This is a genomic window from Metallosphaera javensis (ex Hofmann et al. 2022) (assembly GCF_022064045.1).
Taxonomy (GTDB): Archaea; Thermoproteota; Thermoprotei_A; order Sulfolobales; family Sulfolobaceae; genus Metallosphaera; species Metallosphaera javensis.
On sequence record NZ_JAKNCW010000002.1, the window covers coordinates 217458 to 228968 of the forward strand.

13 protein-coding genes are annotated in these 11511 nt (G+C 47.0%); 8 read left to right on the plus strand and 5 right to left on the minus strand.

The features are described from left to right. Window positions 1-69 precede the first annotated feature (69 nt). On the plus strand, window positions 70-255 hold the full coding sequence (locus L3N51_RS02965; RefSeq protein WP_238025361.1) for a double zinc ribbon domain-containing protein: 186 nt from the start codon (window positions 70-72) through the stop codon (window positions 253-255). 40 nt (window positions 256-295) lie between these two features. Next, the gene (locus L3N51_RS12660) at window positions 296-2278 is read left to right on the plus strand and encodes a DEAD/DEAH box helicase (RefSeq protein WP_238025362.1); all 1983 of its coding nucleotides are present in this window, start codon (window positions 296-298) and stop codon (window positions 2276-2278) included. Here the strand turns inward: L3N51_RS12660 and acs are convergent. Next, complete coding sequence (gene acs, locus L3N51_RS02975) at window positions 2256-4250, minus strand: acetate--CoA ligase (protein ID WP_238025363.1); 1995 nt, start codon at window positions 4248-4250, stop codon at window positions 2256-2258. The genes L3N51_RS12660 and acs overlap by 23 nt on opposite strands. A 97-nt stretch (window positions 4251-4347) precedes the next feature. Between acs and L3N51_RS02980 the strand changes: the two genes are divergently transcribed. Then, on the plus strand, window positions 4348-4908 hold the full coding sequence (locus L3N51_RS02980) for an acetate uptake transporter (protein ID WP_238025364.1): 561 nt from the start codon (window positions 4348-4350) through the stop codon (window positions 4906-4908). Window positions 4909-4931: 23 nt separating this feature from the next. On the opposite strand, the gene tenA is transcribed toward L3N51_RS02980, so the two are convergent. Beyond that, window positions 4932-5597 (minus strand): thiaminase II, encoded by a 666-nt coding sequence (gene tenA, locus L3N51_RS02985; RefSeq protein WP_238025365.1) that lies wholly within the window; start codon window positions 5595-5597, stop codon window positions 4932-4934. Window positions 5598-5744: 147 nt separating this feature from the next. Here tenA and L3N51_RS02990 point away from each other — a divergent pair, with 147 nt between their 5' ends. The 5 genes from L3N51_RS02990 to L3N51_RS03010 all read left to right on the plus strand — a co-directional run bounded on the left by L3N51_RS02990 (window position 5745) and on the right by L3N51_RS03010 (window position 8701). Then, complete coding sequence (locus tag L3N51_RS02990) at window positions 5745-6056, plus strand: muconolactone Delta-isomerase (RefSeq protein ID WP_238025366.1); 312 nt, start codon at window positions 5745-5747, stop codon at window positions 6054-6056. Window position 6057: 1 nt separating this feature from the next. Continuing rightward, window positions 6058-6588: a hypothetical protein gene (locus tag L3N51_RS02995; RefSeq protein ID WP_238025367.1), complete on the plus strand. Its 531-nt coding sequence runs from the start codon at window positions 6058-6060 to the stop codon at window positions 6586-6588. 60 nt (window positions 6589-6648) lie between these two features. Then, a complete protein-coding gene (locus L3N51_RS03000; protein ID WP_320056936.1) occupies window positions 6649-7008 on the plus strand; it encodes a HEPN domain-containing protein in 360 nt (119 codons plus the stop codon). Then, entirely contained in the window at window positions 6971-7387 is a 417-nt protein-coding gene (locus L3N51_RS03005; protein ID WP_238025369.1) for a nucleotidyltransferase domain-containing protein, read from the plus strand. The genes L3N51_RS03000 and L3N51_RS03005 overlap by 38 nt, the downstream gene beginning before the upstream one ends. Window positions 7388-7534: 147 nt before the next feature. Beyond that, window positions 7535-8701 carry an OFA family MFS transporter gene (locus L3N51_RS03010; RefSeq protein ID WP_238025370.1) on the plus strand — a complete coding sequence of 389 codons (1167 nt, stop codon included), beginning with the start codon at window positions 7535-7537 and terminating at the stop codon, window positions 8699-8701. Here L3N51_RS03010 and L3N51_RS03015 read toward each other — a convergent pair whose 3' ends face one another. From L3N51_RS03015 to L3N51_RS03025, 3 genes are all read right to left on the minus strand, one after another. Next, window positions 8702-9103 carry an acyl-CoA thioesterase gene (locus L3N51_RS03015; RefSeq protein WP_238025371.1) on the minus strand — a complete coding sequence of 134 codons (402 nt, stop codon included), beginning with the start codon at window positions 9101-9103 and terminating at the stop codon, window positions 8702-8704. Between the two features lie 53 nt (window positions 9104-9156). Continuing rightward, on the minus strand, window positions 9157-9939 hold the full coding sequence (locus L3N51_RS03020; protein ID WP_238025372.1) for a P-loop NTPase: 783 nt from the start codon (window positions 9937-9939) through the stop codon (window positions 9157-9159). 97 nt (window positions 9940-10036) lie between these two features. Next, on the minus strand, window positions 10037-10816 hold the full coding sequence (locus L3N51_RS03025; RefSeq protein WP_238025373.1) for a P-loop NTPase: 780 nt from the start codon (window positions 10814-10816) through the stop codon (window positions 10037-10039). Between the last annotated feature and the right edge of the window lie 695 nt (window positions 10817-11511).

The window sequence follows — 11511 nt, forward strand, 5'->3', positions numbered from 1 at the left end:
GCTACCTAGAAATCTCAACAACCTCAAAGAAAATTTTAAAGGGTGTCCCCTTGAATTTTATCAGGGGAAATGGGAAAAGTTAAATGCGTTAATTGTGGAGAGATGAATCCAGACGTTCTTACACACTGCAAGAGATGTGGTGCAACTCTCCCCAACAGGTTCGGCGCACTTCAGGTGAAGATATGTCCCAAATGTGCCAGGTCAAATCCAGCCAATAGAACCACCTGCCTCTACTGTAACGCGCCCCTGATGTGAACGGATCAATAATATTAACCCTCGAAGTCGCTTACTTTTTGTGAGTATTTCCGAGACGTTTGCTGAGAAACTTAGGGACTCCCTCGGTTTCACGCCCTACCCATATCAGGAAAGGGTAGTCACTGACGTCCTTAACACCCTGGAAAAAAGCAGGTTCGTAGTGGTCTCAATGCCCACAGGCTCTGGAAAGACGCTTGTGGAGCTTATGCTGGCTGACCATCTCAGAAGGAAGGGAATGAGGGTACTGGTCCTGGAGCCAACCAGGCTTCTGTGCGATCAGATGTATCATAACTTCTGGGTTAAGGTCTTCGACAGCGTTGGGGAGGAGTATGAGGGAAATTGCGCCAGCTTCGAGGAGGGAAAGGAGCTCGTGGTTTCAACGCCCTTTACTTCCTCCAAGTGCATGCCTAGGGTAGATGCAGTTATCGTGGATGAGGTCCATCATGCCTTCGGCGATCCCAGGTACATGTCAGGTTTGCTTTCCATGAGGCCAAAGATCGTGATAGGCTTCACTGCCCTCCTTCCAAGCTCCAAAAGGTACAGTATGGACTCCAGGTTTGTGGAAACCTTTGGTATGCCCTCTCTCTTAGCTTACGATTTCAGGAAGCTGTCGGAGATCGATCCATCCTTCACCCTTCCAAAGGCTATAGCAGACGTTTTTGACGCCGAGATGGACGGGGTAGAAAACGTGGCATACGATGCCCTATTGAAGGGGAAGGTGGCCGGCGATGAAAGGGCCCTGAGTTTCCTCAGGTTCACTCTTTACAGTCATGGAAAGATGGCCTTCTGCGAGAGCCTCGAGAATCTCAGGGATAAGGTGTCAGATAACGTGGCTTTGAGGACGTTGTGCAGTACCGAGGGTTTGGGCCACAAGGCCCGTAGCATCAAGGAGATTTTGGAGGCCTACGATGTTGAGGAGCACAGACCGGTTCTGATCTTCACAGCGAGGCGTTCAACTGCCCACGAGTTCGAGGTGTTGCTCCACAACATGGGCATAACCCGGGTCAAGACTTTAACCGGGGAGTTAAACAAGGAGGAACGCCTGCAGATCGTAAATGAGGCAAAAAACGGTGATGTAGACGTGATCATATCAACCCACGTTGGAGAGGAAGGGATAGATATTCCAGAGGCCAGACTCCTGATAATGACTGACGTACCAAAGAGCCCTCTCAGGTTCTATCAGAGACTGGGCAGGTTGATAAGGAAGAGCGAGTCCAAGGGGGTTAAGTACCTTGTTGTGACCCTGACCCCAAAGACTCCTGAGTATGACGACCTGGATGAGGCGCTGAGATCCCTTCACAAGGAGGGAGTGGACGTAAGTTACATCGTGGAACGAAAATCGGGGAAGGGGTCCACATCGAGGATACTGGACCAGGTGAAGGCGGAGAACGGTGAGGTACCTCTCATGAGGCTTCTGGAAATGGAATACGATCTGAAGAACTACATGATGGTCAGGGGAAAATCCAGCGTGGTTCAATTCCTTAACGCCAAGGAGCAGGACATTCCCTATTCCGACTTTGTGGACAGGGCAATCACTGATGGAGACCTCCTTTACTACTATGACGTGGAGGGGATGGGAAATCTATTCGCTAGGATATTGCTTTCCAAGTACTGTCAGCTATGTTACGGTTCCCAGTGCCAGGGCCTGTGCGATCTGGAGACAATGGAACTGGGAAGAAGCAAACAGTATAAACTGACGAGGAAGGACCTTTTGAGATACTTTATGGTTATCTTCACAGCTGATAAGCTCAGGGATGTGGAGAAGAAAATGGAGATCAGGTTTGATAACCCCGGTTTTGGCTTCTCCCTTCAGAGTAACGTGAATGAAAAGAACAATTCAATCAACTTCGTGATCCAGCTCAACGCCTCCATAAACGGTATAACGGTGTATCCCAAGATCACCCTAGCCTATTACGGAGTGAAAAAGGAGATGAAGGAGTTTCTAAAAAAGAATGTTATGGCCATCTGCAACGTAGCTGGGAGGATCTATTTCTCCTATTTCACTTCCCTATCTGCTCCTTGAGCTCCTGGAAGGCCTTTTTCACTTCCTCCACTGAGGCCTCGTCCTCCAGCGTGGTCACATCCCCCACAGGGGAGTTTGTGGCAACTGCCTTGATAACTCTCCTCATTATCTTACCGCTTCTGGTCTTGGGTAGCTTTGACACGAAGTGGATTTCCCTGAACACGGCTATGGGTCCGAAGTTCTCCCTCACGAACTTCACTATTTCCTCCTTGAGCTTCGCACTTGGTTCAACACCAGATCTAAGGATAACGAATGCCTCAGCCACCTCACCCCTGACCGGATCCGGAACGCCCACCACAGCGGCCTCAGCCACGGCGGGATGCTGAACCAGTGCAGATTCCAGTTCGTATGTTCCTATCCTGTGCCCAGCAATTTTCATAACCTCATCAGCCCTTCCCAGTATCCAGAAATATCCGTCCCTGTCCTTTATGGCATAATCCCCTGCATAGAAAACGTTGGGGAACTTGCTCCAGTAAACCTTCACGTATCTCTCTGGATCCTTGTTGATGGTGAGGGGCATTCCTGGCCACGGTTTGGTGATCACCAGGTAACCCTTCTGCTCCTCCGGCATGGGTTTCCCATCCTCGTCAAACACGTTAGCCTCCACCCCCAGAACTGGAGGACCGTTGGTCCCAGGTTTCATTGGTACCAGGTAACCTCCAGGTGTATGGGATATCATGATTCCTCCAGTTTCGGTCATCCACCACGTGCTCCCGAAGGGAACCTGACCTCTTCCAACAAGCTTGTGGAACCATCTCCACGCCTCAGGGTTAATAGGCTCTCCCACTGAGTGAATGAGCCTTACACTGCTAACGTCGTGCTTCTTTATCCATTGCTCTCCCTGCTTCATGAAAGTCCTTATCGCCGTTGGGGAGGTGTAGAGTATTGAGACCTGATGCCTCTCCACAATTGATGCCCACCTGTCGGGCTCAGGGAAGTCCATGGCCCCCTCGTACATCACCTCTGTAGCTCCTTCCTGAAGTGGTCCAAAGACTATGTACGAGTGCCCCGTGACCCAGCCAATGTCCGCTGTGCACCAGAAAACGTCAGTGTCCCTGATATCAAACACCAGCTTCATTGTGTTGTGCAGAAGGGTCATGTATCCCCCAGTATCATGGACTATTCCCTTGGGCTTGCCTGTTGTTCCTGAGGTGTAAAGTATGTAGAGAGGATCCTCGCTTTTCATCCTCTCGGGTTCCACATATGCGTTCGCTGGGACCTTGGCCATGACCTCGTGCAGGTACGCATCCCTCCCCTGTTTCATGCTGATCTCTATCCCTGTCCTTCTCACCACAAGAACGTTCTTCACCGTGGTGGCGGTCTCAAGGGCCTTGTCCACAATCTCCTTTAGGGGGACAACCTTACCTCTTCTCCAACCGCCGTCTGCGGTGATCAACAATTTTGCGTCAGCGTCGTTCATTCTGTCAGCTACCGCCTGTGCACTGAAACCTGAGAAGACTACAGTGAAGGCGACACCCAACCTAGCGGCGGCCAGCATGAAGATCGGGAGTTCGGGAATCATGGGAAGGTAAATCCCTATTGTATCACCCCTCTTGAGCCCGTAAACCTCCTTGAGAAGGTATGCTGCCCTGTTCACCTCACGATAGAGATCAAGGTAAGTTAGCTTCCTCACTTCTTTGGGACCGTTCTCCCAGGGCTCGCCCTCCCATATTATGGCAACCTTGTTTCTCCTCCAGGAGTGGGCATGTCTGTCCACTGCTAGGTAAGAAGCGTTGAGCTCTCCACCAACGAACCACTTATAGAAGGGCGGACGTGAGTCATCAAGCACCTTTTCCCATGGTTTGAACCAGTCCAGTTCCCTTGCAACAGACTCCCAGTACTCCTGATTGTTCTCCACCGTCCTCTTGTGGATCCTCAGATATTCCTCGGGAGTTACCAGCCTGTGCTTGAGTAGCTCCGGTGTTATTTTCTCATGAAAAGGTAGACCTGATTCATTTTCCGACTGAGACATACAAATACCTTTGGAAATTTATATTATAAATTTGCTGTAGTATGGAAGACTTAGAAAAGATTTAAATTTTCTAGATGAGAAGATGGGAGGAATCTACATGACAGAACAAAAAAGAGCAAATCCCGCACCCCTAGGTCTCTCAGGTTTCGCTCTAACCACCCTCGTTTTAAGTACGTATAACGCAGGTCTGCTTTCCAGTGGAGTTAACGCGGTTCTGGGCTTGGCTGCCTTTTATGGAGGGTTGGCCCAGCTCCTTGCGGGAATACTGGAGTGGAGGGCAGGCAATACCTTCGGATACGTTGCCTTCTTTACATATGGCGCGTTCTGGGAGTGGTTCTTCCTGACGTCTCTAGGAATTTTTGGAGACGTTACTGCGGTGGGTATAGGATATGTGCTGGTGGGATTCGGAATATTTACATTCGTAATGTGGATAGGGACTTTCAAGTCAAACATGGGACTATTCGTGACCTTTCTTCTCCTGTGGATAACCTTCTTCCTGTTGGGGATAGGTGCCATGACGGGAAATGCGGGGCTGACGCATGCGGGCGGATATGTGGGCATATTGACCGCAATAGCAGCGTGGTATACAGGACTGGCTCAGGTAGTGGCTGAGGCACTTGGTGCCAAAGCTCCCCTGGGAAGGGCACCTATGTCCTGACAGGCTGGAAAAGATATTCTTTTTTATCCTCTACTCTTTACCGGAAAGGGGAAATGTTCCCTCCTGTAGGCTGAATCCCAGAACATGAATTCGTAGATTGATGCGAGCCTGAAGTTCTCCATCATTTTCCTCTCCGTGATCTCATCCACGCTGACCCTCTCCAGTTGATTGATGGCCCATCTCACTCCCTTCTCGTACTCCTCGCCTCCATACGTGTTTATCCACCTCCTGTACTCCTCCACGGGAGATCCCCTCTTCACAAGGGACTTCCCCACGTGCATGTATATCCAGTAACAGGGCAGGACTGCCGCCAAAATCTCAGGGAAGGGGGAGGAATAGCCAACGCTGAGTAGAAAGGAGATGTATGCCCTGTTCACGGGAGACATTTCCTGCATCTCCAGATCCACTCCCCACTTCCTCAGAAAGGAGGAGTGAAGTCCTTCCTCTACCTTGATGGAGTCCAGGACGTGGGTAAGGAAATTCACTCTCTGCTCCTCGTTCTCAGCCTTCACGGATGCAATTAGAAGGACCTTCCCGAACTCCTTGAGGTAGAGGGCATCCTGAACTATGTAAAATTGAAAGCTTTCCATGGGAAGTGATCCGTCCACAAGCCCCGTAATGAAGGGGTGTTGCTCAATTCCTTGAATCACGTCTTGAATTGAGGCCCAGAACCTTTCCTGTCTGCCCATGGCATTATACTTGATTACTAGGTTAATAAGCAATTTATAACAGATGGGAAACATGCTTTGTGTTTGGACGCAGGGATGGACTAGACAGTGACTCAGTACCTTCATCCCATAAAAATGTTTATTTACTTATGGAACGAAATTGTAATAATGTTATACCTTGTCTGGTTTAAGATACGTCAGCCCAAGTCTCTCACCCAGAGACATCTGATGCAGATCTGGCAAAGGGAGGCTGAGGCAGCCCTACCTGCGTTGAAGCAGGGAGTAATCAAGGGCTTATGGAAGGTATCGGGGAAGAGGGAGGTCGTAGCGGTTCTGGATGTGAACTCCCACGAGCAACTTGACGAAATCTTGGAGAATCTCCCCATCATGAAGGAAATGGGGTATGGAGTTGACATAGAGGTGTATCCCATACATCCCTATGAGAACTTCTATGAACTGGTGAAGAAACTGGCGACTTGAGATGGAGGCCTATGTGTTCTGGCACAGGAGAGATCCGCAGGTGAACAGGGAGAGATACGAGGAATACCTGATCCGATTTCACGAGAATTTCCAGAGGGTAGGGGTTAGGGGGTTTCTTCATTCTACCAGTTACAGGATTTCTGGGGTCTCGTGGATGCCTCAGGGTGACGTGTATGAGGACTGGTACCTCATTGAGGATTCTGGGGTTCTCGACAGGCTAATAGATGCAGTGGAGAAGGACACGAGGACAGTTCATGACGAGATAGCGTCCTTCTCCCTTGAAGGTAAGGGGACCTTACTGGCGCTAAAGGCTGGGGAGTTGAGTGAGGTAAAGCAGGATGTGGCGACCTGGTTCTCCAAGCCTCGGGGAGTTCAATACGAGAAATTCTATGCATCGCTGGAGGTGAGCGGATCCCTGTGGAGAAGGTTGCTGGCAATGGGTCCGTCGCCGGAATTCTGCATGATTAGCGCTGAGGGAGTAACTATCCCATCCTCAATTCAGGTCAAAAGGGAGATGATATTTCCTCGATAGGTCTCTTTTGATCCTCCAACCCAGTAAGTTCAATGTTTATAACGTGATTGTTAACAATCAATTGTGGCCAAGTGGTTTGAAAAGAGCGAGCAGGAGAAGCAAGTGGCTATACTTCTGATGGAGAAAGGTTACTATCCCGAGGCCTGTTTTCATTCTCACATGGCTGTGGAACTGAGATTCAAGGGGTATATTCTTCAACGTACGGGTTCCATTCTGTACACACATTCTTTGAAGAGATTACTACAGGAGATAAGCAAATTACACGGAGTAGCGATGTATGACGAGCTACTGGATTGCGCAAACTATCTTTCAATGCTCTACACTGGCTCAAGGTATCCAGAGGAGAGTTTTATTGATCTAGAGAGACAGGAGGGTGAGAAATGTGTCAAATGCATGGAAAAATTACTCAATAGTATCTGATCTGTGGGAGATCTACGCGGAGGAAGAGAAAGAGGTGAGGGAATACGTCTCTGCGCTTTGTGGAAAGGAGTATACGGTCATCCTCTTTGGGTCAAGGGCACGCGGAGATAACATGATCTACAGCGACTGGGACCTCCTGGTTGTGGGAAAGGAGAGGCCAGGTGTACCACCCGGGGAAATCGATTTACATTACGTAAAGGTGGAATCTCTTGAACGCGAAATACAGGAATTCAACACCACGGTGATAGACGCCTTTTACGAGGGAGTTCTTCAATGTGATAATCTCTCAATCTTCAAAAGGTACAGGGACATGGTTCTAGGAAGAATCCACGGGCTCAAGAAGACTAGGGAGGGATGGATAAGGACTCCAACCCAGTGATGTGATATTCAGGAAATCCTCATTCTATCACTTTCCTCACTATGGAACCCTGATTAATCATTTTTAATATCAATAATTTAGCAATGTTTATGTTATTCAAGCTTAATCGAGAGAAATCTTTTTAAAAAGAACCAAGTTCATGAACCAATGAAAAGAGAGACGTTCCTAGTGATTGGTTTCATCGTGATGTGTTTCAACTCCTTATACCAGTACTCCTGGAATGCCCTGGAACCCCTTCTCAAGGAAGGTTTCAACGTTTCCGTGGTGCAGATTGCGATTGGCTTCACCCTCTTCAGCGTGTTTTCCTCCTTCTTTCAGCCCTTGGGAGGTCACTTTGCCGACAAGGATGGACCGAGAAATGTGGGTATAGTGGCGTCATTACTTGCCTCGCTGGGCTTTCTTGGAACTTATTTCTCACCCAGTATCATTTACTTCTACGTGTTCTGGTCCCTGGGAAGTATAGGTGAAGGAATTCTTTACGGGATAGCAGCCAACCTAGCCATGAAATGGTTCAGTGACAGGATGGGCTTCGCCACGGGTATAGTGTCCATGGGATTTGGACTGGGTTCAGTGGTGGCAAATCCCCTGATACTTCACGTTGATAATTACAAGGTTGTTACCCTGACCATCGGTCTCTCGGAGCTTGTACTGGTCACAGCCCTGATGTCCCTAGTCAAGTATCCAGCCTCAAGTAAAGGGAGGCCACCGGGGCAGGTTATTTTCACAACCAAGTTCTGGTTAATCTACGTCTCCTTCGTGGGCGCAGTTATTCCCCTAACGGCAATCTCATCCCAGTTGGCAGTCATTGGGAAGAACCTCTCACCAGAGGAACTTACCATCCTTATCTCCATTTTTCCACTTCTTAGTGGTGGGATGAGGCCGATCATGGGAAGGATAGCTGACAGGGTTGGCATAGTGAGAACAACCCTCATATTGAACACCATATTGCTGGTGGGATCCTTGACTCTCCTAGTGGGTCAGCTGGTTCCCACAACGGTCCTCATAGGATTCGCAGGTGGGTCCATGATAACGTTATACTTCAACGTTGCTGGGGAAATATTCGGTACAAGGTTTTCAACAGTGAACAGTGGTATCCTCTATACGGGAAAGGCACTGGGAGGAATTCTGGGGAGTTTCGTTTTTGCCTATCTCTACACGTTAAATGCGGAAGTGTCAGAGATTTACCTGGTTCTGGGCAGTCTCATGGGAGTTCTAGCCCTGATTCCAGTGATGCCTAGGGTTAGAGCTGGTCAAAGGCCTGTAGGCCAGGGTAGTAAGCAGGGTCAGGGAGGTAGTCAAGGAAACCTGAGGTAGCTAGACCTCAACTATCCTCTTCAGGATGTCCTCGGGTATTTCCACTGATCTCCAGACCTTGGGATCTATGGCCACTTGTATCACGTATCCCTCTGTGGTTACATTGCCCTTAATCAAAATCTTAAGATCAAACCTAATAACCTTCTTGGATACTACCTGTGGCGAGATCATAATGGTGAGCTCATCCCCTAATCTCACTGGCCTCTTGTATACAGCGTGAGTTTCAACCATTACAAACCATAACTGATCGTTCACGTTTGGGTAGGGTATACCAGCTTTATCCTTCATGTATTTCTCTATAGTGTTTGTGAAGAAACGGTAATAGGATGCGTAGTGTGCTATGCCTTGGGCATCCGTATCATATATCCTTACCGTATCTTCGAATACAAATTCATGGGTCATAGTCTACTTCATGATTCGCTAAAATAAACTTCTTTTTACAAGTTCGTTGAAGACTAGTAACTGATCACTGTTTTCTCCCTCTCCTTGTCCATATCTCCACTAACAATCATTTCAGCCAGTCTGGCGAACTGTGGGAGCCTAGGGATATCCCTTATGGGGCCAGAGTACTGAAAAAGCTCCTCAATGAACGGGACAAGTATTCCAACCTTAGCATCTATCTTGCTCAGGAGAGTATTCATGTTATTTTCAAGTGTGCGTTTTCTTGATGGGGACGGAATCATATTTATCATTAAGGCAAGCGTCTCGCATGAATCCCTGCTCTTCTGATAGATGGCATATTCAAGGGTCTGGTTAATGTCAAATTCGTTAGAGTCGGTTACCTTTATGTCGTAACAGCGGTCTTTATGCCTGAGCGAATAGATTTCCCTTTCCAGGGCGATCTCTTCGTCTGTGGGTGAAGAAAGAGGATAGTTATCAATAATGGTATACTCATGTGGAAATGAAAGGGCTTTAAAGTAAGCTTCTTGAAACGTGGTGAATAGCCTTTCATCCTTACGTATCTTTTCGACGTCAACCTTCATCCTTGGGCCGTCTCCAGCCAGTTTAACTATCCGGGTATTTCCCTCGTCCTTAAAATACTTCTCGCGATTTAGGCCATCAACTATGGATGATAGGAGCCCTGGTCCGTCCAGTCTCACCAAGAAGGATGTGTAACCTGATAGGTCCATGTCAACCAGTACAACTCCCTTATTTAACCTGTTTAATTCCAATGATAGTAACACTGAGGCTGTCGACTTTCCAACACCACCCTTTATACTTGTTATTGAAAACCTCATAATCAGTAAAATCAAGGGAACTAATATAAACCTTAAGAGCGTTGGCCCTTCACTTATTGAGAGGTAGAACCTCCTGTGGCTATCTTGAAGTCCGTGGTTAAACACGTTTTTGAATCACATTTTTCGCCAGAGTCTCTATCTGGCTAAATCTAGGAAGATCTTCAGACGTGCCAGAAAACTGGAACAGTTCCTCCTTAAAGGGAAACACGAAGACATTGGAGATTCGACCCTGAGCCATCTTAGTGGAGAGATTGTGCAGGCTTTTAATATCCCAATCGGGCGGTGCCATGTTTATGGCCAGGTATTGCATTTGGACATTAGCGGATGGAATTTGCTTTATCCCTGCGTCCAAAAGCCCTATGTACTTCAGAGTATTATCCAAGTGATGGACCGTAATATCCGTAATAAGGAGTCTTAACGATGAAGATCCGGGAAACATGGAAAGATAGGTAGCCATTTCAAGTTTATTCCCTACGTCACTGGGAAGAGATAGAGCAGGATTATCTATTATTATGTGAGAATGATTAGTGGTCTTCAGAATGGAAGCGTATCTGGATGAATATTCTTCTCCAAGTTCGGGATATTTTATTAATGCGTCTAAATCCCGTTTGAGACGTGGACCATCCCCATACAGTTTTATTACGTTAACTTCTCCCTTCCCTATCTTAAGATGAGAGATACATTGGCATTTCTCTCCATCTACCACGCTTGCCAACAAACCCTTTTCCTCTAGCCCAGCTAAGGAAGAGGAAAACCCTATTTGATCTCTATCTAGAAGAATAACTTTCTCGCCTCTAAGGGCTAACTCTCTAGAGAGAAGAAACGAAATAATAGATTTCCCTATACCACCCTTGACGCTAAGCACCGGTATTCTCATGTCAGCTACCTAATGGTTTATCATTTTAGTATATTACTTTGTCTATTGAATAATCGATTAAACAGACATGTATTGGGTGATTAACGTCTCCATTGCGAATTGTAATTAGTTAATCTACGTGGGGTGGTCAAAACCAATCTACCATTTTCTCAGTAATACTTTAAGGGGAACACGATGTTATATCACGGGTGAGCTAAGCATATATCCCACGACCTAGACGACTCTAGTCAATTAATCATACATTGAATAATAAGAAATGTCAAGACTAGAATTCAATTCGTAATAAAGATCTGAATGGTCCCATGTATTTACATTTGTCGCAAAGGAACTTTTCAGGTAATGGTTACACCGTTACGGAACCGAGAATTTTCCTAGTCAGTAAGATAAGTAATTGCTCCCCCCAGTACCATAGTGTCGTCATGTTAGCATATTTTAAGGTTCAAGGAGTTCAATGCGAAGTCATGAAGCCATAAAACAAATTTATGCAATTGTGACGACACTATGCCCCAATACTGACAATGCCATACTATCCGAGCCTTGATTTTTATCAATCCTCAGTTTAATTGAATAATAGTATCATTCAGAGGAATCTAGACGCACTTATTACCAAGAGAAAGCAGTGTGTGTATCATTTGAATTTTCTCCTTATAGATTATATATTTGCTTCACAAAATTTCGCCTAGATTATACAATTC

Bases quoted from the DNA above. Each gene is read 5' to 3' on its own strand.
- L3N51_RS02965 (WP_238025361.1), top strand. From the start codon at position 70: ATGGGAAAAGTTAAATGCGTTAATTGTGGAGAGATGAATCCAGACGTT.
- acs (WP_238025363.1), bottom strand. From the start codon at position 4,250: ATGTCTCAGTCGGAAAATGAATCAGGTCTACCTTTTCATGAGAAAATA.
- L3N51_RS02980 (WP_238025364.1), top strand. From the start codon at position 4,348: ATGACAGAACAAAAAAGAGCAAATCCCGCACCCCTAGGTCTCTCAGGT.
- tenA (WP_238025365.1), bottom strand. From the start codon at position 5,597: ATGGGCAGACAGGAAAGGTTCTGGGCCTCAATTCAAGACGTGATTCAA.
- L3N51_RS02990 (WP_238025366.1), top strand. From the start codon at position 5,745: ATGTTATACCTTGTCTGGTTTAAGATACGTCAGCCCAAGTCTCTCACC.
- L3N51_RS02995 (WP_238025367.1), top strand. From the start codon at position 6,058: ATGGAGGCCTATGTGTTCTGGCACAGGAGAGATCCGCAGGTGAACAGG.
- L3N51_RS03010 (WP_238025370.1), top strand. From the start codon at position 7,535: ATGAAAAGAGAGACGTTCCTAGTGATTGGTTTCATCGTGATGTGTTTC.
- L3N51_RS03015 (WP_238025371.1), bottom strand. From the start codon at position 9,103: ATGACCCATGAATTTGTATTCGAAGATACGGTAAGGATATATGATACG.
- L3N51_RS03020 (WP_238025372.1), bottom strand. From the start codon at position 9,939: ATGAGGTTTTCAATAACAAGTATAAAGGGTGGTGTTGGAAAGTCGACA.
- L3N51_RS03025 (WP_238025373.1), bottom strand. From the start codon at position 10,816: ATGAGAATACCGGTGCTTAGCGTCAAGGGTGGTATAGGGAAATCTATT.